This window comes from Aquicoccus porphyridii (genome assembly GCF_008369105.1).
Lineage (GTDB): Bacteria > Pseudomonadota > Alphaproteobacteria > Rhodobacterales > Rhodobacteraceae > Aquicoccus > Aquicoccus porphyridii.
On the sequence record NZ_VINQ01000018.1, the window covers coordinates 52,021 to 74,712 of the forward strand.

General features: G+C 58.7%; 22 protein-coding genes. 12 read left to right on the top strand and 10 right to left on the bottom strand.

All coding sequences use genetic code 11. The features are described from left to right. Positions 1-86 precede the first annotated feature (86 nt). From FLO80_RS18080 to phnE, 4 genes are read left to right on the top strand one after another with little or no spacing between them, the layout of a single operon-like run. Entirely contained in the window at positions 87-1,967 is a 1,881-nt protein-coding gene (locus FLO80_RS18080; RefSeq protein WP_045685208.1) for a cytochrome c peroxidase, read from the top strand. 11 nt (positions 1,968-1,978) lie between these two features. After that, the gene (locus FLO80_RS18085) at positions 1,979-2,842 is read left to right on the top strand and encodes a phosphate/phosphite/phosphonate ABC transporter substrate-binding protein (RefSeq protein ID WP_240672228.1); all 864 of its coding nucleotides are present in this window, start codon (positions 1,979-1,981) and stop codon (positions 2,840-2,842) included. Then, entirely contained in the window at positions 2,839-3,621 is a 783-nt protein-coding gene (locus FLO80_RS18090; protein ID WP_052453653.1) for a phosphonate ABC transporter ATP-binding protein, read from the top strand. The genes FLO80_RS18085 and FLO80_RS18090 overlap by 4 nt, the downstream gene beginning before the upstream one ends. Continuing rightward, the gene (gene phnE, locus FLO80_RS18095; protein WP_009820129.1) at positions 3,621-4,379 is read left to right on the top strand and encodes a phosphonate ABC transporter, permease protein PhnE; all 759 of its coding nucleotides are present in this window, start codon (positions 3,621-3,623) and stop codon (positions 4,377-4,379) included. The genes FLO80_RS18090 and phnE overlap by 1 nt, the downstream gene beginning before the upstream one ends. A gap of 3 nt (positions 4,380-4,382) precedes the next feature. Here phnE and FLO80_RS18100 read toward each other — a convergent pair whose 3' ends face one another. Both FLO80_RS18100 and FLO80_RS18105 read right to left on the bottom strand, forming a co-directional pair. Continuing rightward, positions 4,383-4,859 carry a L,D-transpeptidase family protein gene (locus FLO80_RS18100; RefSeq protein ID WP_043872282.1) on the bottom strand — a complete coding sequence of 159 codons (477 nt, stop codon included), beginning with the start codon at positions 4,857-4,859 and terminating at the stop codon, positions 4,383-4,385. Positions 4,860-4,958: 99 nt separating this feature from the next. Next, positions 4,959-7,355, bottom strand: a complete 2,397-nt coding sequence (locus tag FLO80_RS18105; protein ID WP_234994810.1) for a heavy metal translocating P-type ATPase — start codon at positions 7,353-7,355, stop codon at positions 4,959-4,961. Positions 7,356-7,524: 169 nt separating this feature from the next. Between FLO80_RS18105 and FLO80_RS18115 the strand changes: the two genes are divergently transcribed. Beyond that, positions 7,525-7,794: a hypothetical protein gene (locus FLO80_RS18115; RefSeq protein WP_050686128.1), complete on the top strand. Its 270-nt coding sequence runs from the start codon at positions 7,525-7,527 to the stop codon at positions 7,792-7,794. 39 nt (positions 7,795-7,833) lie between these two features. Here the strand turns inward: FLO80_RS18115 and FLO80_RS18120 are convergent, their stop codons facing one another. Beyond that, positions 7,834-8,499: a L,D-transpeptidase gene (locus FLO80_RS18120; protein WP_043872284.1), complete on the bottom strand. Its 666-nt coding sequence runs from the start codon at positions 8,497-8,499 to the stop codon at positions 7,834-7,836. Between the two features lie 202 nt (positions 8,500-8,701). After that, positions 8,702-9,769 (bottom strand): hypothetical protein, encoded by a 1,068-nt coding sequence (locus tag FLO80_RS18125; RefSeq protein ID WP_050686115.1) that lies wholly within the window; start codon positions 9,767-9,769, stop codon positions 8,702-8,704. A gap of 227 nt (positions 9,770-9,996) precedes the next feature. On the opposite strand from FLO80_RS18125, the gene FLO80_RS18130 reads away from it, so the two are divergent. Next, positions 9,997-10,881, top strand: a complete 885-nt coding sequence (locus FLO80_RS18130; protein WP_111368819.1) for a recombinase family protein — start codon at positions 9,997-9,999, stop codon at positions 10,879-10,881. 129 nt (positions 10,882-11,010) lie between these two features. On the opposite strand, the gene FLO80_RS18135 is transcribed toward FLO80_RS18130, so the two are convergent. From FLO80_RS18135 to FLO80_RS18145, 3 genes are all read right to left on the bottom strand, one after another. After that, complete coding sequence (locus FLO80_RS18135) at positions 11,011-11,304, bottom strand: helix-turn-helix domain-containing protein (RefSeq protein ID WP_111368821.1); 294 nt, start codon at positions 11,302-11,304, stop codon at positions 11,011-11,013. Next, entirely contained in the window at positions 11,301-11,642 is a 342-nt protein-coding gene (locus tag FLO80_RS18140) for a type II toxin-antitoxin system RelE/ParE family toxin (protein WP_067623056.1), read from the bottom strand. Before FLO80_RS18140 ends, FLO80_RS18135 begins: the two co-directional genes overlap by 4 nt. Before the next feature lie 371 nt (positions 11,643-12,013). After that, positions 12,014-12,241, bottom strand: coding sequence for an AbrB/MazE/SpoVT family DNA-binding domain-containing protein (locus tag FLO80_RS18145; protein WP_111368824.1), 228 nt, complete (start codon positions 12,239-12,241; stop codon positions 12,014-12,016). A 464-nt stretch (positions 12,242-12,705) separates the two neighbouring features. On the opposite strand from FLO80_RS18145, the gene repA reads away from it, so the two are divergent. The 3 genes from repA to repC all read left to right on the top strand — a co-directional run bounded on the left by repA (position 12,706) and on the right by repC (position 16,167). After that, positions 12,706-13,905, top strand: a complete 1,200-nt coding sequence (gene repA, locus FLO80_RS18150; RefSeq protein WP_111368827.1) for a plasmid partitioning protein RepA — start codon at positions 12,706-12,708, stop codon at positions 13,903-13,905. Beyond that, complete coding sequence (gene repB / locus FLO80_RS18155) at positions 13,905-14,873, top strand: plasmid partitioning protein RepB (protein ID WP_246156724.1); 969 nt, start codon at positions 13,905-13,907, stop codon at positions 14,871-14,873. Before repA ends, repB begins: the two co-directional genes overlap by 1 nt. A gap of 238 nt (positions 14,874-15,111) precedes the next feature. Further along, a complete protein-coding gene (gene repC / locus FLO80_RS18160; protein ID WP_111368832.1) occupies positions 15,112-16,167 on the top strand; it encodes a plasmid replication protein RepC in 1,056 nt (351 codons plus the stop codon). Positions 16,168-16,396: 229 nt separating this feature from the next. Here repC and FLO80_RS18165 read toward each other — a convergent pair whose 3' ends face one another. Next, positions 16,397-17,605, bottom strand: a complete 1,209-nt coding sequence (locus tag FLO80_RS18165; protein WP_111368852.1) for a Fic family protein — start codon at positions 17,603-17,605, stop codon at positions 16,397-16,399. Between the two features lie 89 nt (positions 17,606-17,694). On the opposite strand from FLO80_RS18165, the gene FLO80_RS23390 reads away from it, so the two are divergent. The 3 genes from FLO80_RS23390 (at position 17,695) to FLO80_RS18180 (ending at position 19,348) form a co-directional block, all read left to right on the top strand. After that, positions 17,695-17,820, top strand: coding sequence for a hypothetical protein (locus tag FLO80_RS23390; protein ID WP_268793849.1), 126 nt, complete (start codon positions 17,695-17,697; stop codon positions 17,818-17,820). Positions 17,821-17,882: 62 nt separating this feature from the next. Beyond that, on the top strand, positions 17,883-18,368 hold the full coding sequence (locus FLO80_RS18175; protein WP_111368835.1) for a hypothetical protein: 486 nt from the start codon (positions 17,883-17,885) through the stop codon (positions 18,366-18,368). Between the two features lie 41 nt (positions 18,369-18,409). Continuing rightward, a complete protein-coding gene (locus FLO80_RS18180; protein WP_064260190.1) occupies positions 18,410-19,348 on the top strand; it encodes an ArdC family protein in 939 nt (312 codons plus the stop codon). Between the two features lie 436 nt (positions 19,349-19,784). Here FLO80_RS18180 and adh read toward each other — a convergent pair whose 3' ends face one another. Both adh and FLO80_RS18190 read right to left on the bottom strand, forming a co-directional pair. Continuing rightward, the gene (gene adh / locus FLO80_RS18185) at positions 19,785-21,308 is read right to left on the bottom strand and encodes an aldehyde dehydrogenase (RefSeq protein ID WP_054540808.1); all 1,524 of its coding nucleotides are present in this window, start codon (positions 21,306-21,308) and stop codon (positions 19,785-19,787) included. 129 nt (positions 21,309-21,437) lie between these two features. After that, positions 21,438-22,391 (bottom strand): GAF domain-containing protein, encoded by a 954-nt coding sequence (locus FLO80_RS18190; RefSeq protein WP_111368838.1) that lies wholly within the window; start codon positions 22,389-22,391, stop codon positions 21,438-21,440. Positions 22,392-22,692 lie beyond the last annotated feature (301 nt).

A 22,692-nucleotide genomic window follows, 5' to 3' on the forward strand; every position in this document is an offset into this window, starting at 1 on the left:
CTTTGCAGGGAAACTGCAGGATTGACAACTTGTTTGCTTAGGGTAGATAAATTAGCCGTGTCTAACTTTTGAATTCGGAGACTGCGGTGATTCAGAAATTCCTTGGAGCGTTCATTGTCGCACTCGCAAGTGCGCTCGTCCTGTCCGGACCTGTCGCTGCGACGCCTGCCAAGGAGGCTCCATGGCTTCCCGAGGCGGCGGCCTACCGGCTGACTCTCTTCCTCGGAAATCTCGAACCGCTGCCTTGGGATGACGTCGGGACCGCCTGGGCCGAACCCTACCGGGGTTCGGAATTCTCTGTTGGTGCATTGGCATGGCTGGACGGCAACAGCGACATCGGACCCGCCCCCCTTCTGGACGCCATCACTCGCGAAGACCGCCAGGCGGTCTTTGCCGAGGCGACGCGGCTGATCGCGCGCCGGATCGACGAGGAACTGGACCGAGCAGTCATGGCCGACGACCCTGCACGTGCGCAGCAGGCCGTGCGGACAGCCCGAGAACTCTATCGCTCGTTCGCGGACGGTATCGCGGCTGCTGATCCCGACGCTTCGAGACGCATCGGCCTCGCCTGGCTGGAACTCAACAGCAGCACAGGTTCCGCCGGTGTTCTTGGTGCTGGTGCCACACCCGCGAGTCGCAAAACCATGGAAGCCGCGCGCGAAGTCATCTCCCTCTATCTCGCCGAGAATTACCTCGTTGACGATTTCGCGCCGCGCCGGACGCTGAGCGCGCTGCCGGAAACTGTTGTCCTGAGTGGCCGCACCATCGAGGTGCCGCCTAGCCTGCCGCCGGGGTCTGACATCTTCGATCAGGATCCGCTGCCGCGCCTCGTCCTCAATTTCGAGGAGCAGGGCATCGACGAGACCGACCTGCCATTGGTGGCCTATGGCGACATGCTATTCGACAGCGCGCAAATCTTTGGCAATCCGGCGCAGGGTCTCGGGGTCGCTTGTTCGACCTGTCACAACCGATCGGACGTTAACCAGAGGCTTTTCATTCCGGGTGCGAGCCATCAACCAGGCGCGATCGATGTCGATGGCGCCTTCTTCAACCCGATCTTCAATGACCGGCGTGATGATCCGATTGACATCCCCAGCCTCCGTGGCCTGCGCTTCACCGGGCCCTACGGCCGCGATGGCCGCTTCGCCTCCTTGCGCGATTTCACCCGCAACGTCATCGTCAACGAGTTCGGCGGCGATGAACCGACGCCCTTCATGCTGGATGCTCTGCTCGCCTACATGCTCGAATTCGACTTCCTGCCCAACTCCATGCTGACACCGGATGGTCAGCTGACCGAAGCCGCTCCCGAGGCAGCGCAGCGCGGCGAAGCGATCTTCAATACACCCTTCGCGGCGCTCGGCGACCGTTCCTGCTCCAGCTGCCACGTCCCGGACACGAACTTCCTGGACCGGCAGGCCCATGATATCGGCTCGGTTGCGTTGGCCTACGATGGCGCCCGCACCGGTGCGATGGATACACCCACGCTGCTCGGCACCGTCTACACCGCGCCCTATTTCCACGACGGGTCGCTGCCGACCCTGGCCGCTGTCGTGGACTGGTTCGACGAATCGAAGTCGCTCGGCCTGACCGGAGCGGAACGGGCCGACCTGACGGCCTATCTGGAGACCGTGGGCGCAGCGGACGAGCCCTATGAGGCATTCGACGCCGAGAACACCGCCTTCCGGCTGGCATTCTCCGAACTGACGACCTTCGCCTCGACGCTTGATACGCTGCTGCCGCAGCGGGATGCAAAACATATCCTGCTGCTGACCGACACCGTGGCCGCGGACCTTTCGGCGGACGCCAGCACAATGTCGAACCTGGCTGCGCGGCCTGAAGTCTACGCGTTGGCCCAACGTCTGGCCGAGGTTGGTGACGCCGTTCGTACTGATGACTGGGTGGCTGCCGAAACAAGCTGGACCGCGTTCAAGTCCGAAGCCGACGCAATCGAAGAGAGGGCATTCTGATGGCGATCCATATGAACCGCAGAACGATGTTGGCGCTGGCCGCTGCGGGCGCAGTATCGCTCGCAACCCCGCTGGCCGCGCAGGACACTGCGTTGCGGCTGGCTTTCATCCCGCAGGAGAACCCCGAGAAGCTCCTGGGCGACATAGAGGCCATCAGCGGCTGGCTGGCCAGTGAGATCGGCGTCCCCGTCGAAGGGTTCGTCACCATCGACCATGCGGCGGCGGTCGAGGCGCTGAGAAACGGCGACGCCGACATCTCCTTCATGGGCGCCCTGCCCTTCGTTCTGGCCGAGGCCGAGATCGGCGCGGTGCCGCTTCTCTCCGAGGTCTACCGCGACGCGCCGAGTTATACGGGACGCATTTTCGTGCGTCGCGACAGTGGCATCGGCGCGCTTGCAGACCTGCGCGGACGCGACATCGCATTCGCCGATCCGATCTCGGAATCGGGCTATCTCTACCCGCTCGCCGAATTCGTCGAGGCTCGGCTGATCGACGGCCCAGGCGCGGCGGAGGCATTCTTCGGCCGCGTCTTCTTCGCAGGCGGCTATCAGCAGGCCATGCAGGCGATGGCCGAAGGTCTGGTCGACGCTGCGGGTGCCAGCCAGTATGCCGACCTGCTCCTGACGCCGCAGCAGCAAGCACAGGTGACATGGATCGCGGAAAGCCCGCCAATCCCCAGCCATGTCGTGATCGCGCGACCCGGGTTGGATGCCGAGGTGCAAGACCGCTTCACCAACGCGATGCTGCGGCTCAACGAGCCCGAGAACCGCGACAAGCTGCGCTATCTCTACGGGCCGGACGGCTATGTCAGGGCCGACCCTGCCGCCTATGACGGCGTGCGCGACATGGCACGGCGATATGGGCTCCTGGAATGACCACCGCCATCCGGATCGACGACCTGAACTTTGCCCATCCGGGCGGGAGTGTTCCGGCGCTGGAGCGAGTCTCGCTTACGATTTCGACCGGCGAAAGCGTCGCTTTGCTCGGCCCGTCCGGGGCAGGAAAAACAACGCTGCTGGCATTGCTCGATGGCAGGCTCCACGGCTGGCGCGGGCGCGTTTCAGTCTTGGGTGCGCCGCTCGATCCAGACCAACCGCCGCCGCGCGCAAGCCGACCTGATACCGGTTTCGTATTTCAGGAATTCGCCTTGGTCGAACGCTCCACGGTTCTGCGCAACGTGCTCAACGGCCGCCTAGGCCGGATGGCGCCCCTGCGCGCCCTGCTGGGGTCGCCAAGGCCACATGATCTCGACATTGCGCGCACAGCCCTCACTGATTGCGGCATTGCCGATCTCGCCGAACGCCGGGTCGACAGTCTCAGCGGCGGCCAGCGGCAGCGCGTGGCCATTGCGCGGTGTCTCGCGCAGGAGCCACGGCTGATCCTCGCCGACGAGCCGGTGAGCAACCTCGACCCCACCCGCGCTGGGGAGGTCTTGGCGCTGCTGACCGGGGCGGCGCAAGCGCGCGGCGCAACGGCGCTGTTTTCCTCGCACCAGCCCGACCTGGCGCGGCGTTTCGCGCAGCGCATCATCGGCATGCGGAACGGGCGGATCGTGTTCGATGTGCCGACATCCGAGTTGCAGGACGAGGCGACGGCGGCTCTCTACCGGGAGGCAGAGCCGATGCCCGGTTCCGGCCTCCGGGCGGTGTCCTGATGGGCCACCGCAGGTTCGGCGGCTTCGCGACCAGCACCCTGATCGCAGGCGCAATCCTCTGGTCCTTCGCCACGACCGATGTCGAGTTGTCGCGTCTCGTTTCGGCCGGTCCGCGGATCGCTGACTTTCTCGGGCGGATGTTCCCGCCCGATCCGACAGTGATGGCCGAGATCAGGAAGGGCAGCGCGGAAACGCTGAGAATAGCGATCCTCGGTTCCCTCGGCGCTGTGATCCTGTCGATCCCTCTGGCCATCCTCGCCTCCGAGACCATGGTCTCGCGCATGGTGTTCGGCCCTGTGCGCGCGCTGCTGGCCTTTATCCGGGCCGTGCCGCTGATCCTCGTGGCCATGCTTATGGTGGGCGCTGTCGGGCTCGGGCCGCTGCCCGGCATCATCGCGGTCGCCTTTCATGCAACGGGGATGCTCGCCAAGTTCTATGCCGAGGCGATCGACGGCGTGTCCCGCGCGCCGATCGCAGCACTGGAAAGCGCCGGCGCCGGACCGCTCGTGCGGCTCAGGCATGCGATCTGGCCGCAGATGGCCCCAGTCATTGCCCGCGACACGATTTTCCGGTTCGAACTGAACCTGCGCGAGTCGCTGATCCTCGGCATCGTCGGCGCGGGTGGGATCGGCTTCTACATCCAGACCTACGTGAGATCCTTCCAGTATGATAAGGCCGCCAGCGTCACGATTGCGGTCGTCGTCATGGTCATGGCCATTGAGGCGATCAACGTCGCACTGCGGCGCCGCTTCACCTGATCCTTAGGCGTAAATGTCGATCGGTGTCCCGTCCCTGACCATGGCATAGATTTCCTCGATCTGGCGGTCAGTGACGGCGATGCAGCCTGCCGTCCAGTCGCGGACATTCATTGGGTCGATCCCCTTGCGCGGTCCTCCGTGGATGAAAATGTCGCCACCGGGCGACTTTCCTTGAGCCTGCGCAAAAGCGATGTCTGCCGCGTTGGGATATGAGATGCCAATCGACAGGTGAAAGAGGCTCTCCGGGTTGCGCCGATCAATCACGTAGGAGCCCTCCGGCGTACGGCCGTCCCCCTCGAACTGCTTGTGACCTTCGGGCGCGAAGCCTAATCCGATGGGATAGGTCCGCAAGACGTCATCCACCCCGTCCAGAACCAGAAACCGCTGTGCCTTATACATGCGTAGCCGGGTCACTTCGGGTCCGTTGTAAGACCGGAACTTGCTGGCACAACCTGACAGGAAGGAGGCCAATCCGCCCATCAAAAAGGCGCGCCGTGGAAATCTGGTGTTTGTCACTGCTCGACGCCCCTTTTTGCGAGGTCTGTTGGTGCCAGAGGTTACTCTACCGAAGACGTCGGATCAATGACCGTGCGCCAGTGCTCCCTTCGCCATCTGCTCGCCCACCGGTTCACCGCCCGAAGGCCCGTCCTTGATCCGATGGCCGTTCAAAAGCCGCAGCGCATTGGCGACCACCAACAGGGAAACGCCTACATCCGCAGCGATGGCGCCCCACATCGAGGCCATCCCGAACGCGGTCAGCCCGACGAACAGCGCCTTTGTTGCCAGCGATATACCGATATTCTGGTGGATAATCGTCATTGTCCGCCGAGAGTGAGTAATCAGCCACGGCACTCGAGCCAGATCGTCGGTCATCAGTGCAATATCTGCCGTTTCGATCGCCGCATCCGATCCGACAGCCCCCATGGCAATGGCATAATGCGCGCGCGCCATTGCGGGCGCGTCGTTCACGCCGTCGCCGATCATCGCCACCATATCGTGGCATTCCACCAGTTCCTCGATGGCCTTCACCTTGTCTTCTGGCAAGAGTTCGGCGCGCACCTCGTCAATGCCGACCTCGGCCGCCACCGCACGTGCGGTGCGTTCGTTGTCGCCCGTCAACATCACGATTGTCTTCACACCCTGCGCGTGCAGACGCGCAACGATACCCTTTGCATCGGGGCGAATGCGGTCACGAAGCTCCAGCACGCCGGTCACGCCGGTCTCGTCACCCACGGCAACCAGGGTGCTGCCTGCCCCTTCGATCCGGTCCCGAAGATCCGCCGGAATGGCATTGCTGAAACCTTTCTCTTGGGCAAACCGATCTGATCCGAGCCAGATCGCGCGCCGGTCGGCGCGTCCTTCGAGCCCGCGCCCAGGCACGGTCCGCGTGTCCTCTGCGGCAGACACGGAAACACCATCGCTTTCTGCGCGCGCGAGGATGGCGCGTGCCAGCGGGTGCGAGGACCGCGCCTCCAGACTGGCTGCCAGCGTGATGATTTCGCGAGCGGAGGCTTCACCCAGCGGGTGAACCGCCGCCACCTCAGGCTCGCCCATGGTGATCGTTCCCGTCTTGTCCATCGCCAGCGCTGTGGTGCGCCCTGGCGCTTCGACATAAGCGCCGCCCTTGATGAGCACCCCTGCTCGCGCCGAAGCGGCCAGCGCTGCTACAATGGACACCGGCGTAGAAATGACCAGTGCGCAAGGACATGCGATGACAAGAAGGACCAGCGCATTGTAGAACCAATAGTCCCAGGCGCCGCCGAGCAAGAGTGGCGGCACCACCGCGATGGTGATCGCCACCGCCATCACGATGGGTGTATAAATGCGCGCGAATTTCGCCACCCATTGCTCGACCGGCGCGCGGCGGGCATGGGCATCACCGACCAGACGGATGATCTTGGCCAACACTGTGTCGGAAGCTGCCTTGGTCGCTCGTACCGTCAGTGTGCCTTCGCCGTTGATCGTGCCGGCATAGACCTCATCGCCCGGCTCCTTTGGCACGAGCGCGCTTTCTCCGGTAATGGGAGCCTGATCGACGGCTCCCGCCCCCTCCACCACTTCACCGTCGAGGGGGATGCGGTCGCCGCCGCGCACAATGAAGCGATCGTTCACGGCGACCTCTGCCGCAGGCACATCGGTTTCGCTGCCATCTGATCGGATCACCCGAGCTGTCGGCGGCGCCAGATCCAGCAAGGCCGATACCGCGTTGCGGGCCCGCCCCACACTCCAGCTCTCAAGGTAAAGCGAAAGTGAGAAGAAAAACGCAACCGTCGCGGCCTCGAAGAATTCGCCCAGCCCGATGGCACCCGCCACTGCGACCACCATCAACAAGTTCATGTCAGGGGAAAACCGTCGCGCGGAAGACCAAGCCTTGGGCGCGACCAGCCAGACCCCGAAGAGAATTGCCACCGCGAATAACCCTGCTTCCGCGAGTGGCATCGGCATTTCTCCGTGCCCTGCGAATAGCCCGAGCGCACCACCCATGCCGGTTTCGACGATGTGGTAGAGAAAACCTGCCACCCAGAAGCCGCCGCTGAGCGCGGTAAACCGCTTTTGACGTGCCAGATGCGCGGCCTGATTCTCTGCTGCGTTGTCGGCGTCCCACGGTTTTGCGCTCATGCCGGTACTCGCGACCAGTTGCGAAATCTCGTTGTCCGAAATCCCGACTGCGGTATCCAGAATTGTCATCCGCCCATTGATGACATCGAACGCCAGATGCTCAGTCCCGCCGACTTTTGGACCGACCACCCTATTCAGGATTGCCACCTCTTCGGCACAATCCAGACCGGAAACTTGAAAACTTCGCCCATTCGACGGGATGGATTCTGCCGGTCCCGTGTTGGCTCCAGCACCGCAGCACGCAGCACCATCTCCATGAGAGTAGCGAGCTACGCTCGCATGTTTGTGATCATCAACATGATCGTGACTGCAGTCAGAGCTGTGCTTGTGGTCGTGGCGGTGGCCATTGGAAGACATGGGATTGACCTCGGGATTCGTTCATTCCACATTGAGATAGCCCCTACAGTAACTAGAGCTTCAAGAGCTAAAACAGAAACTTGGTCAAGTAAGGACACCGATCTGCGGAACCTTGAAACGCGTTGCCAAGTCTGTGGACGCGGCTGACCTGCCAAAAAGTGAGATAGATATGCTTCAAAAATATGCGGTGATCATGGTTGCAACATTGGCCCTGGCTGGCTGTGCGGTACCTCCGAAGGAAGACAACGATCCATTCAGGGTCGGGAATATTCCAGAATCTGTCGCAGCCCTCGCTGCACCCGACCAGGATCTCAACACGGCACGGCTACGTCCCGAAGATAATTGCTATTGGTATGCGCATAGTGGGCCTGTGGAAACGACCTTGGTCCCGTTGCGATCGGCAGGCGGCAATCCCATCTGCGTCGCGCGCCAATCCTGATTGACGCGTCCAAGCGTCGGATTGACGGCGCGGCTTGGGTCAACTCTGCGGAGTCACGCTGTCCTCGGCCGAATATAGGAACGCCATCGAGCCAATCTCCACATTCGGATACAGATCGTTTATGTGCGCCATGACCATCCGGACGCAACCGGAACTTGCTCGGCCGCCGATGCTTCGCGGCTGTGGTGTACCATGGATGCGCAGATAGGTGTCTCGGTCCCCGACAAAGAGATAAAGCGCCCGTGACCCGAGCGCGTTCTCAGGTCCGGGTTCCATACCGTCAGCGATATCGGCGTAGAGCTCCGGGTCGCGGTCAATCATGTTCTGTGTTGGCTGCCAATGCGGCCACCTGACCTTGCGCTTGATCGTGTAGACACCCGGCTCATAAAGTTTGCCACGAGCAATCGCTACGCCATAGCGCATCGCCGTTCCGCCTTCCTCGATATGGTAAAGATAGCGCGCAACAGCATCGACATGGATGTCACCGGCCACAAGACCATCTTTAGCTACAACCCGCTGCGGCAGAAAGCGCGGATGCAGGCCCCACGGGTTTGATGTGGCTGGATTATAGCCCGGCGGTGTAACCTGTGCATCCCAAGCAGCCTTTTCCGCTTCAGTGGGCCAGGTGTCAGCGAGGAGCGGACTCGAGATAGACGCCGAGAACAATGCGGTAGTCGTCTGGATGAAGTGTCGTCTTGTCAGCATGTATCGTGCTCCGCGCAGTTTCTATTTCGGTGTCGGATCTGTCAGATCGATTTGCTCCACGCTAAAACGTCTAGCAACTAGAGGTTCAAGGGTTAAATTTTCACTTAACCGCGAGAAGCAGAGGGTTGAATAGCGATTTCAATGCTAGACGTTCACGCGCCAACTGGGTCAGCAAAGGGCTAAATCCAAAAAGGCTTCTCTACTATATCGTTGCACGCCACATCCGATAGCGCCCCTGCCCGGTCACCTCACGGATCAGACCCCGCGCTTCCAACCAGCCAAGGTTGCGCTGGACGGCGGCGCGGCTGGCGCCAGTCAAGATTTCGGTCATCGGTGCAGAGACGAGTGGCCACTCGGTCAGTAAGGCGCGGAGAGCAGGTGGCGTCTTGCCCGAGAGCGGTGCCATTTCGGCGTCTGCGCGCATAGCCCATGCCTCTATGTCGTCTAGGTGCCGCATCGCGCTCAAGGATGCTGTCATCATCCCATCGAGCCAACGCGCCAGACGGTCAGCGGGTGGGCCGCCAGCGCGCAGCCCCCCTGATCCGCCCATGGCCAGAGGTGCAAAGACTGCCCCCCTTCCCTCACCGGCCGCAATCCTTGCGGCTGTGACTGCCGCCTCCATCCCGTCTCCGTGCTGTCCAAGACCAGCGAGGTTCCAGAGGTGGAAACCCATGCAGGCGCGGCTGATCGGATGCAGATCGACAGCTCGCGCCATCAGATCCAGCCAGCCGCTCGCACGATTCATGAAAGGTTCGGCATCATCACCAAGGTTCTCGGGGTCGCGGCGGTCGAGAAAGGCGGAAAGGTCCACCTCGGGCCCCGGCCCGCCGCTCAAACGGCGAACTGCCCATCCGACACGCGCGAGTGCTGCGGTGTCCTCCTGAACGCCTGACAGGCGCATGGATATCCAAAGAGCAAGGCGATCCGGGACGATACGATCACCCACAAACCAGCTGAGGTCAGCTGCCTCGATCAGGGCAAGCCTGTGTCGCCATCCTTCGGGGCCGCGCTTCAGGCGGTCGTCCAGCGCGCCGACGCGACCAGCTACACTGGCAAGACGCGCGGCGAGACCCGCCTCTGCTTTCCGCCATTCATCAAGGACTTCGGTTTCGCGCGGTTCGGCCCGTGGTCCGGGCGGCAGATAATCCGGCTCCTCTTCCATGGGACCGGGCAAGAACCAAAGATCGTCCTCGGACGACTGTTCCACCCCCTCAGCATCGAGAAAGAGAGCGTCCGATTCATCATGAAAGGCAGGCGCTTGAGGCTTCATATGTGCAAAATACTGGATTTTTGCATTTTACCCAAGGGTTTTGTCAGAGTGGACCCACGCTTCTTAGATAGCACGCGCGGGCGATGGTCGGCGAGGGCTCTCTGATCGCGCTCAGCGCAAGGAAACCAAGGGTTTTTGGACGAGCACGACGAGCGAGCACTTACTTGCTTTCGTTTACAAACGGTCGTTTAGTAACGGCATATGAAATTGCAATCGGCCCCGTTTTCATGCCCCTGATAGGCTATGCCCGCGTTTCCACGGAGGATCAGACCCCCCTGCCCCAGTCTGAGGCGTTGCAATCTGCGGGCTGTGCCGAGATCTTTGAAGAGCACGCCTCAGGCGGCAATCGCGCGCGTCCTGTACTCGCGCGTTTGCTCGAACGCGTCCAGAGCGGCGATACGCTGGTCGTTGTGCGGATCGACCGGCTTGCGCGGTCTCTGTCGCACTTGTTGGAGGTGATCGAACGGCTGGAGGCCAAGGGGGCTTTCTTCCGCTCGCTCCAAGACCCGATCGACACATCCTCACCACAGGGCAAGTTCACGCTGCAGGTTCTGGGCGCCGCGGCCGAGTTCGAACGCGCTCTGATCCGCGAGCGCACAAAGGCCGGGCTTGCCTCTGCGCGCGCCAAAGGGCGCGTTGGTGGCAATCCTGGGCTTCGCACCAAAGACCCCGCCGCGCTGCGCAAGGTGCGGCTGGCACGACAGGACGGCTACATGGAGCGCCTCAACGAAACCGCGCAGGATTGGGTGCCGCATGTCCGCCGCCTGCGGCCAGATATGGCCTGGGAAGACGTGCTGCGGATTATCAATGGCCCCCTGCCCCACGACCGGCACTGGACCCAAAGCCGCCTACTCCGTGCTGTGAAAGCCTATGTCCGCGACGGGTTCCTGCCCGCTGAAGTGCTGGCCCGCGCCAGACGCCGGGATACTGACGACCGCGTGCCGGCGATTATAGCTGCGATCAAGGGTGCCGATCCTGACATAACGCTGCAGGCGATCTGCGAGCGGCTGGAATCCATGCGTGAGCGCACGCCTCGTGGACGGACCAGCTGGCAGCCTTCTTCCGTGAGGATGCTGCTGGAACGTGCGGAAAAGCTAGGATTGTTGGAGTAGTTTAGAGAGCAACGTTATCCCATAGCCAATGAGATATCGCTCACCCCGTTCGCGAGCTCAGCAATCTGCAGGCTTCATTGACCGTATCTTCGAAAGGAGCGTCAAAGGGATATCACCTTGCACCACAGATCAAGCGCCTCGCAGCAGATCCTGCACGACCGAAGGCTTCTTTGCGATCAAGGCCAGCAGGACTTGAGCAGGGCCCGTCGGGTGTCGACGCCCATGTTCCCAGTTCAAGAGCGTGCCCTTTGCTACTCCTATGCTTCGGGCGAATTCAGCCTGTGAGAGACCAGTTTTTTGGCGAACTTCGGCCACATCGACATCGACAACGGGTACCTCATGGACCTTGGCGGCCGTCATGTTTCCATCTGCGAATGCCAAGGCCTCTTCCAGGCCTTTCGACACCGATTCATATGCAGTCATGTTGCGTCTCCATACCTTGCGACAAGCGCTTTGCTCATTTCGACTGCCGCGGCTTGTTCAGCCTTGGACAGGTTGGCCTTTTCGTTCTTGGCAAAGACCGTGATCAAAAAGATCGGCATATGGTTCCCGCCAAATACATACAACGTCCTGAAACCGCCGCTCTTGCCGCCCCCAACTCTTGGGATGCGAATCTTGCGAAGCCCACCGCCGAGAGAAACCCCATCATCAGGATTGCCGGCAATGTAGTTGATTGCAGCCTCGCGCTCTTGCTCCGACATGATTGCTTTGGCGCGCCTTTGGAATTCAGGCAGTTCCACCACCGTCTGCAATCGTGTCATTCTAAGTTACCATTTATGCTTCGCTGACGTATAAGTCAATGGCACACGAACCGCGGTTAGCGCAACCCAATTTGTGCCACTCTTGGATATTGCCCAACTGACAGCGTTCCGACCAGATGCTTGAGGCAAGTGTAGATCGCAGCTCGAGAGCGTCGAGTGGCTTGGTCTTTCGGAAAATAGCCATGTCATGACGTGCCAGAAGAAAGGATGCGGTGTCCTCCCGGCTGAACCCTGCACTCTTCCGACACTTAACTACCCCTGCGTTCAGCACCTGGACACTGGTCCGGGACCCCTACCCTTGTATCTTCTCGGCCCGATCCGCCTTTGGATCGTCTGCAATTAGGTAGAAAACGGCATTCGCATCTGCGAACTCAGCGTTCATGCACCGCGTCGCGACACATACGCGTCTCCTTGGGCAGCTTGCCCCGAAACCGCTTCAGTGCTTTGAGGATTTCATCCACGCGAGGCTTACGCCGAACACGCACAGGACCATCGTCTTTGACGAGGTCGATCTCATCACCTTCCTTCAAGCCGAGTTCAAGCACAAGTTCGGCGGGCAAACGGACAGCTAGATAACTCCCCCATTTAACGACTTGCATCTTGTCCTCTCAAGGCATGGATAAAACAACGTTCAGTGTACATCCATCTCGCTCCACAAGCAAAGCCATCGCCCAGCAGGTGCGGCGACGGAAATGCGCCGATGCGCCATCGCAACGGAACCTGTTGTCGTCCAAAAAAATTGAAGAATCATTCGGTTCGTACTGATTCAGCGGTACCATCAATCAATAATGCCTAGTCTGTTTCTCGGCGGGTAACGTTCCCTTTTTTCGAAGAGGCACTCCATTAGATCGAGTTTTTCATTATCAATTTCAATATCTTAACCAAGATCCGACAGCTTGATTGAAATTGGTGCTGTGGATAACTTTTGCACTACATCTAGATTCTTCTTGCCGGACTCGCTGGATCGTGGCATTCCCATTCTGACGGCAAATTGCGTCAGACACGTTGTGCGTCGTCAAAATGATCAAGAGCCTTAACAGAGGCCAAGAGCGGGCGGCAGGATATGGATGATCGTAACGTTGGATATGCGCAAGGCATAGGCTCTTCTGACATCGGCACGTTTGCCGACAATCTGGCCGAGTCCTTGGATCGGCAGATGAAGATCGCCTTCGAACCCGAAGAGCGTAAAGCCTTGCGGCGTTTCAGCTCGACCGAAGTCGCCGGTCTCCTGCGCGTAAGCACGTCTAACCTGCGCAACCGGCACAAGGACGGTAGCTTCCCGGAAGTGCATACTGATAACCGCGGGCACCGGTTCTACACAGCCCAAGAAGTGGACGAATTGCGCAATATCTTGGAGCGCACGGGAAAGAATGCCGAATCTTATCGGCCAGGTCGACGCGATGGCGACCGACTTCAGGTGCTATCTGTCGTCAATTTCAAAGGTGGTTCGTCAAAAACAACAGCGACGATACATCTTGCACAGCGGTACGCCTTGCGCGGCTACCGTGTTTTGGTCTTGGATCTCGATCCGCAAGCAAGTTTGACCACATTTTTCGGCTTTCGGCCCGAACTCGAGTTCGCCGAAGGCGGAACAATCTATGATGCTCTGAGATATGAGGATCAGGTTCCGCTCTCTGACGTGATCCAAAAGACCTACTTTCACAAGCTCGACATGGTTCCGGCCGGCTTGATGCTCTCGGAGTACGAAACCGAGACAGCAAACGCGCTCGGCCGTCGGATGCAGCCCATTTTTGCGGAGCGCCTCGCCTTGGCACTCGAGGAGGTAGAGGCAAATTACGACATCGTACTGATCGACTGCCCTCCTCAACTCGGCTTTCTGACTCTCACGGCATTGGCGGCCTCTACAGGGCTCCTGGTGACGGTCGTGCCAGGCATGCTAGATATCGCTTCCATGAGCCAATTCCTGAAACTTGCGTCAGAAACGGTAAAGGCCGTTGAAGAAGCGATTGGACGCCGTGTGACATGGGATTTCGTCAAATTCCTGATCACAAGATATGAGCCGTCAGATGGGCCACAGACCCAAATGGCTGGCTACCTGAGATCAATTCTCGCCGGCCAGGTCATGACTGAACCCATGCTGAAGTCTACCGCAATCTCTGACGCCGGAATGACCCAGCAGACCGTCTATGAAGTTGATCCCGGCCAGTTCATCAGGAAAACGATTGATCGCGCTCTGACCAGCGTGAACGGCGTTGCCGATGAACTGGAGCAGACGATCCAAATGGCATGGGGACGTCGCTGATGGCCAGAAACATTTTCAACCAACCTCCGAAGGACGAAAAAGAGAGCGCGGCTCCCTCCCCTACCCTGCAAAAAACTGCAAAGCTGCCCGGCTCTGTTGGCGGTTTGCGGGACTCCTTGCGCGAAATCACGGCCAATTCGATCCGGGACATCGAACCCGATCAGATTGACATGGATGGCCTTCGCGATCGGTTGGTGCTGGAAGATACGAGTATCGACGAGCTTGCCGAGAGCATTCGCAAGCATGGCCAACAAGTGCCGATCATGGTCCGCCCATCGGGCCAACCCGACAGATACCGCATCATCTACGGCCGCCGTAGACTGGCAGCGATCCGCAAGATCGGAGGAACGGTCAAGGCAATCGTTCGCACATTGGACGACGACGCCTCGCTTATCGCACAGGGTCAAGAGAACAACCTTCGACTTGATCCGTCTTTCATCGAAAAATCTTTGTTTATCAGGGAGATGCAGGAAATTGGGTACAAACCCGGCGTCATTCAGGATGCTTTGGGGTTAACCCGGCAAGGCGTGTCCAACCACCGGGTCGTTATCGATCAACTGCCTGATGGGCTTGTTCAGCTTATCGGGCCGGCACATGGCATCGGAAGACGGCAGTGGGGTGATTTAGCGGCCCTATCGGGAAAGGTAGACTTGGTGAATTCGGCCAAAGAGGTGATCGCCGCCCTGCCCGACGACACTCCAAGCCCCGAGAGATTTCAGGCGGTCTATTCTGCTTGCTCGCACAAGGCGCGTGCAGACAAAAAACCGACCAGTCGCGGCGTGACGTCCGTCGTCAAGAATGAGAGCGGCAACACTGTCGGAACGCTGACAGTCGATCAGAAAGCGATCGCCATCAAGATCGCCAAAAAGGACAACCCGGAATTCGGCCAGTGGCTCGAGGAGCGTGCAGAAGCCGCGCTTTTGCAACTCTTCGATACTTGGCGGAATGAGAGCGGCTCTGGGTCTTAACCCAAGCCACATAGAGGAACCCGAGCAAAGGAGAAAAGCGAAGACCAGAAAGAAAAGAGCCCCCCAAAGTTTCCCCTGGAGAGCCCTCATCATTCGATTTGCACCCATGATGTAGCAACCTCCAGCAAACCGGTCAAGAGTCACCGATTCGGTGAACCGATTTTTATTGCCTTTTCCCAGATAAAATCTTGGGAGGAGACAGGGAAGCTGTGGGCCAAACGGTCATCGTGATCAAATCATGGCATTTACAAAACTATCAATCGAGGCTGCTGGTGCAGATGCATCATGCGGCTCAACTCCCGCATCTGAAATCGATATCTGGACCATCTTCCGGGCCCTGAGAGACGCGCGCAGCGTGTTCGGGCTTCGCCCTGGCCACATCCAGACCCTTCAAGCAATGCTCAGCTTTTTGAAACCTGGCCACGGCGAAACGGTTTTTGCGTCGAACAATTCAATCTGCCAACGAGTTGGCGGCATCGACGAACGGACACTTCGCAGGCACATCAACCGCTTCGTCGAACTCGGATTCATCAAGCGCAATGACAGCTCGAACCGAAAGCGCTACCGCGTTCGCTCATCCGGCGGGGAGTGCATCAGTTATGGATTGTCGCTTGCACCCCTGCTCCAACGTGCGAGCGAGCTTATCACCATCGCGCAAGAAATGGAGAATAACCGGCGGGATCGGATATTTGTCCGCAAACAGATCCTCACAAAGCTCGCCCATTTGGAAGAGCATGATCCCAACAACACATTCATCAACCACGCACGAAAAACTCTACGCAGGAAGCTAAGCCTCCCCGAATACCGCGCACTGCTCTCCGACACGGACGCAGAATGCCAGAGTTTATCCACCCCGAATGATCCACCAGAAACAATGCAACTGCCCGCCAATGACGGACAATCTGCCCGGCATCAATCTAAGTCTGACGAAGAAAAAAAAGATTTAGATAGCAACGTAGGCAAAGAAGTACTTAAACCAGAATTACTAACTTCGGTCTGTGACCAGGCGACCGCATTTGCCACAGAAAAGCTTCGAGATTGGATGGACATCGAGGCTCACGCTCGAAATCTTGCTCCAATGATGGGAATACACCCAGAAACGTTCGAGAAAGCAAAAAAGACTGTAGGAACGCAGAAAGCATCATGCGCGATTTTCATCATGCTACAGCTAGGACAACGCATCAGGGATTTTGGAGCCTACTTTCACAGTATCACTCTGGGCCAACGTCAAACCCAATTTGATCCGGTCTCTCTAATTAAGCGCCTGTCCAAAACGAACAAGAGTCTCGCCTAGTGTCCACCGCGGTGGACGTCTGACCGGGAACCACGCTCATGACAGCTCCTTCTCTCCGATCACCACAAAGAGGTCACCCCGAGACCGGCCCAAGCGATGATGTACGATCGTTCAGCTAACCTCGGAACAGAAGATGTCCACCGCGGTGGACAAATTGGAGACCAAGCGGACATAGTGGTTCCAGCCGCCAATCGTTGCAGGATACAATCAGTTTTCTCTCGTTGTAATTCTAGCGCTCCACCGGCAGGTCACCATCTCCAAAGAGGTTTGGAAAGAGCCGCTCTCGATAATCTAACGGAAACGCCAACCGCACCGGAGTCTTCGGAGATGCGGAGGTCAGGTATCCGGCGGCCGTGAGTTTGCTCAACGTATTGCGTGCCGTACGCTCGGACGTCTTGAGCACAATCTGCGCGTCACCACGTTCCAGTGCTCCATGCCGAAGAACGGCCGAAATCAAATCGGGTGCGCGTTTGTCATCGATGGTATCCGCAACAAGACGACGATAGCGCTGGTCCAGTCCGCCGAGATCGAACAGCTTTGCCGAGAACGTGATCTGGTCGAGCGTCACCTTTAGGAACCATTCACTGAACGTCCTCAGTGCCGCTTCTGACAGGTTCCCCCGTCCATCGCGGTCTCCGCGGCGAGGACTGTCGGCCAGATCCATCATCCGTTTGTACTCACCCCAATCCGTCAGCCCGCGGGCCAGCCCACGCGAAACGGACCAGAGTCCCTGGCCACCGATCCCTGCTGTGAGGGCCATGGCATGAGACATCAGTCTGCTGACACGGCCGTTGCCATCCGGGAAAGGGTGGATGTAGTTCAGCCGGTGATGTGCAGGCGCGATCGCGATGATCCTTCCGCTCGAAGATCGCGCCGCAATCTGAAATCGTTTGTCAAAATGATCCATGAATGCCGCGACACGCGACGAAGAGGGAGGTAAGTGGCGTCCGACCGCAACTTCCCGATTGTCATCCTGGCGCATGCGTCCCGGAACGATGGGTTCTTGTGTGCCGTCGGGATGTTCGATGACCCGAAACTCATTCGGCATCTCGTCGTAGAAGCTCTTATGGACCCAAGTCAGGAATTCGACGGATGTGGGGCGGGGCAGGGTGCCCTTGCGATGCATCTCGTCGATGGCCCGTTGAACGATGACGTGCGCCCGGGCCTCAAGGGCGAGGGGACGGGTTTCTTCCTCAAGCTCGGCACCAGCCAGCGCCCTTTCGATATCGCGGGGGCGCGTGTTGTGTCCTTCGATCAGGTTGGAGTAATAGCAGTTCATCACACGGACGAGATCGGCAAGCTCAGCTGCGCTGTCAGGATGCAACCCTTGTCCCAGCCCGGTGGCTTCCCTCTGGATGTCGACCGAAAGGTCTGCCAGTTCTGTAGGAATATGCTCCTCGAAGAAGCAGGGTTCGATCCTGGCGGGTGTTTCCAGCATTTTGCCGATCTTCCATGTTTGCAAAGTATTTGAAAAATAAACACATTTCGTACTTTCAAGCAAGGTTTTGCCGATATGCGTTGCCGATCTTGCCTGCCGATCTGGAATTGCTGCATGAAATCAATGGCTTCGGCAGAAGGGCCGGGCTTTTCGGTTTTGTTGTGTGCCCAAAGGGGCCGGAAAAAGAGAAAGTGTTCTTCGGGTTTTGTGACTGACGGATGAGGGCCTTTGGGGTCCCTCAGATGGGTCCGGGCCGGGTTCCGGTCTGCCGTTCCGGATGAAGGGCATTCCTATGCAATCAGGTGTCTTGCGCGTGCTCCGCGCAACCGCCGCCTCCTGGTGGCGGCATAGAGAGCTGCGCCGAACTGGCCAGAGGGCGCTGGCACAGCGGCTCGAACGCCAGACCGTCCTGCGTGATCTCGGCTATCTGAAGCAGGCGGCGTCATTGCCAAACGCGCATGTGATCTGCGGGGAGGGTGGGACATTCCTCCATCTCGGTTGGACCACCGTGTCGACCTTCGCGCCGATCGAGCGCTTTCCCTTGGCCACTCTTGCGGTCGCACGTGGCACGCCGTTCATCGATATCCAACTCGTCACCGATGTCATCGCCTTCGCGAACCTGCCGCGGGTGACGCGGGACGGATCGGTCGACCCTGACTCTTCGGGTCCCGGCAAGTCCGTGTCGCTGACCACCTACATCGACATGGTCGAAGCCCTCGGTGGCAGGATCGCCAACGATCCGCGCCCCTGTCGGTCAACCTAGTCACCACTCCCTCTCACCAAAACTCGAAAAGGAGGCCAGCCATGGCCCGATCCCGTACGCCCAAATTCGATGCCTCAGAGGTCATCACAAACGAAATCATCCGTATCATTGAGCGCGGCGTCCTGCCCTGGCGAAAGCCCTGGACCGCAGGCGGCAGCTCTCGCCCCCTGCGCGTGGGGGGTGAGCCCTACCAGGGGGTCAACAACTTCCTGCTGACGATGCGCACCGTGATGGCGGGCCACAGCTCGCCCTTCTGGATGACGCTGCCTCAGGCCAATGCCTTGGACGCGAAGGTGCGCAAAGGCGAGAAGTCCTCTGTCGTTGTCTACTACGGCCAAAGCCGGAAAGACGCCGATGGCGAGGACGACCGTAGCAGCGGGGATGATCACTCCGAGGAAGCCCGCATCTTCCGCTTCCAGAAATCCTACCGCGTGTTCAATGCCTGCCAGATCGAGGGCTTGCCCGACAGTTTCTACCCTGACCCGGAGCCCGTGCCCGAGCATCCGCCGTCCGAGCCCATCCCGCACATGCAAGCGTTTTTCGATGCCATCGACATCACAACCGTCTTCACGGGCACGGAGGCGTACTATTTGCCCCCCGTGGACAAGGTCTACATGCCGTCCATCACGCGGTTTCAGGACCCGCGCAATTTCTACGGGGTCTGGGCCCATGAGCTGGCCCATGCCACAAAAGCCCCCCATCGGCTGAACCGCGATTTCGGGTTCTCGAAGTTTGGCAACACGTCCTATGCTCGCGAGGAGATCGTCGCGGAATTGACCTCGGTGTTCCTGGGTCAGACGCTGGGCTTTACCGCGCATACGCTCGAGATGAATGCCGCCTACCTCCACAACTGGTTGCGCGTTCTTCGGTCGGACAAGGGCGCAATCTTCCGGCACGCCGCGGACGCGCAGCGGGCCTGCGACTATCTGATCGCCAGATCGGAGGCGTGCAGGGCAGGGGAGGGCGCTGAGGCAGCATGACCTATGCTCTTCCGCAACGCAGAAAATGGCAGCTTCGAGCCCTCTTTACCGATTTTCTGCATTGCCGCGAATGTCCGCAATCGGAAAACTGAAAGTAGCAGTTGCAATTTCCGACTTCGAGTGAACCTAGGTTAAAGGTTATGAAATGTGCCGAATGAACCGAACACCTGAGGAGCGGCTTAAATCTTAATAAGGGAAACAAGGAAATCGTGCCCCGAAATTCCAGCCCAAAGCGGAGCAATAGACTAAATTCTGAGAGCGTTTCTCGATCGGTAGGTAGAGCGGTCAATTAGGTTAACAGAAATACCTTGAATGACTGACACGCTGCCAGAGCAAGGTTTTCAATTGGAATTCATGGAATAGCTACAAAGCTTGAACTGACGAGGTCTGCGATGCGGCCTTTGCATGTATTTGCAAAGGCCGCCTTTCGAAGTATTTAGAAGAAGCCCAACTTATTGGGGCTATAACTCACCAACAAGTTCTTGGTTTGCTGGTAGTGGTCCAGCATCATCTTGTGGTTTTCACGGCCAATGCCCGATTGCTTATAGCCGCCAAACGCTGCGTGGGCTGGATAGGCGTGATAGTTGTTCACCCACACGCGGCCAGCCTCGATGGCACGCCCAAAGCGGTAGCAGGTGTTCATGTCACGCGACCAAACGCCAGCGCCGAGGCCATACATCGTGTCGTTCGCGATTTCCAAAGCTTCGGCTTCATCCTTGAACGTCGTTACCGACACGACGGGCCCAAAAATTTCCTCTTGGAAAACCCGCATCTTGTTGTGACCCTTGAGGATCGTCGGTTGGATGTAGTTCCCGCCTGACAATTCACCGTTGAACCGCGCTGAACCACCACCAGCCAGCACTTCGGCGCCTTCTTCGCGACCGATCGTGAAATAGCCCATGATCTTGTCGTGTTGGGCCTTGCTGACTTGTGCACCGACCATGGTCTCGGGGTCGCGAGGGTCGCCGTGCTTGATCGCAGCGACGCGTTTGATGCAGCGCGCGATGAACTCTTCGTAGATGTCCTCTTGGATCAGCGCACGTGAAGGGCAGGTGCAGACTTCGCCTTGGTTGAAGGCGAACAGAACGAAGCCTTCGACGGCCTTGTCCAAGAACGCATCATCCTTTGCCATCACGTCAGAAAAGAAGATGTTTGGCGACTTGCCACCCAGTTCAAGCGTGACGGGGATCAGGTTCTTGGTCGCCGCTTCCATGATTTTGCGTCCCGTGACGGTGGACCCAGTGAAGGCGATTTTTGCAATGCGCGAGGAACTGGCAAGTGCTGCGCCGACTTCTCCGCCAAAGCCGTTGACGATATTTAATGTGCCGGCTGGCAACAAATCGTTGATTAGTTCTGCAAAGACCATGATCGCGGCAGGCGTTTGTTCGGCTGGTTTCATTACGACGCAGTTGCCCGCAGCCAAAGCAGGGGCCAGTTTCCATGCCGCCATCAGCAAAGAAAAGTTCCAAGGAATGATCTGGCCGACAACGCCCAAGGGCTCGTGGTAGTGATAGGCGACGGTGTCGTTGTCGATCTCGCTCATGTTGCCTTCTTGCGCGCGCAAAACACCTGCAAAATAGCGGAAGTGGTCGGCGCAAAGTGGCACGTCTGCGTTCATCGTTTCGCGGATCGGCTTGCCGTTGTCCCATGTTTCGGCAGTGGCCAAGAGTTCTAGGTTCTCTTCGATCCGGTCCGCAATTTTAAGCAAAATATTCGCGCGATGCGTGGCAGATGTTTTGCCCCAAGCGTCTTTGGCAGCGTGGGCTGCATCAAGTGCGAGCTCAATATCCGCCGCGTCAGAGCGGGCGCATTCGTTGATCAAGCCACCGGTAATGGGCGTCACGTTTTCGAAGTATTTGCCATTGACGGGTGGCACAAACGCGCCGCCGATATAGTTGTCGTAGCGCAGCTTAAACGGCGACACATATGTGCCTGCCTCGGTGTGGGTCATATCGTTCATTTGAAATCCTCCATTGTTATCCGGCTTCTCCTCCCGGATTACAAAGAGTGTGACTTGCGTCGTGCGCCACGTCTTGTGGCAGGAAGGTGTCGCGGGATTAAAGGTGTCTCACCAATGAGACAGTTTCCCCTAACTATCTTCAAGTCCAAGCCGCTTCATCCGCCGATAAAGCGTCGCACGACCGATCCCAAGCTGGCGCGCGGCCTGCGATACGTTGTTTCCGGCCCGTGCCAACGCACGAATCACAGCGGCCTTTTCGGCCTTCTCAAATCCTGTAGGGCCATCTTCACGTCCCAGTATGTCTGTTGCAGGGCGCGCGACTAAATCACCCGTCCGTTGCAGCCCAAAGACACGGCGGGCCTCGCGGGTGGCCCCTATCACCAAATCACTTTCGTCAATGGCAAGTAGCGTTGAGGCGTCGTCGCTCTCGGCCACAATGATCCGCGCGGATGAAAAGGCGGCCCTGAAATTCGCGGCTTCAATCGCGCGTGCGGTTTGGGCCACTTGGGCCGCGATCAGGCGATTGAAGGCCTCCGTTTGATCTGCACGCGCGGATGATAAATCAAGCGCCGCCACAAGTTGACCGTTGCTGCCGTAGATCGGCGCGTCGATGCAACTCATGCCTGTGTTGCGCGTATAGAAATGCTCGTCTTGATGAATGATTACATGACGTTGCTCGGTCAGACAGGTCCCAATGCCGTTCGTGCCTTCTTTCTGTTCACTCCAGTCGGCACCGGTTGTGAGGCCCCAACCTTCAAATGCCATAGCGTCAGCATCAGAGAGACGTTGATCTAGGATGATGCCATCTGTATCGGTCAGGAAAACCGCGCAACCCGATTGCCCGACCAGAGAGAAAAGCGCGTCCAAACGCGGGCTCGCGACGGTCATGAATTTTTCGAGCGTCTCCATCCTGAATTGCAGACTTTTTTGCTCTATTCGGTCAGGTGCCCGATGCTCATCAGGGTCCAGTCCATGCTTAATGACAGAACGGTGCCAACTCGCAGCAACCCGCGACTTTGCCGCAGCCGATGTCGACTGCGTTGCCTCCATCACAATATCAGCATGCGATGCCTTTGGTGTCATTTTGCTCTCCCTACAGCATCATTAAGACGCGCTGGTCTCGGTTTGTCGACTACTGTCCTAACCTTCACTGCCAGTGGGGCTCATTGCGCCAAGAAATTTTGACGCCCTCCTTTTTCAAATTCTTGGGCTGTTCTGTCGTTGGGATGAAGTCCTGCCGATTGAAATGGTTCCCCGAAGGGGGGACTTTAAATGGACCAAAAGGGAAAGTGACTTTCGACTCGGAGGCCCAGTTCCCACCCGAGGTGCTTTCTCTAAATATGCCCCCATTAAATGCGGCCATTGATCTTCGCGGAGTTAAAGT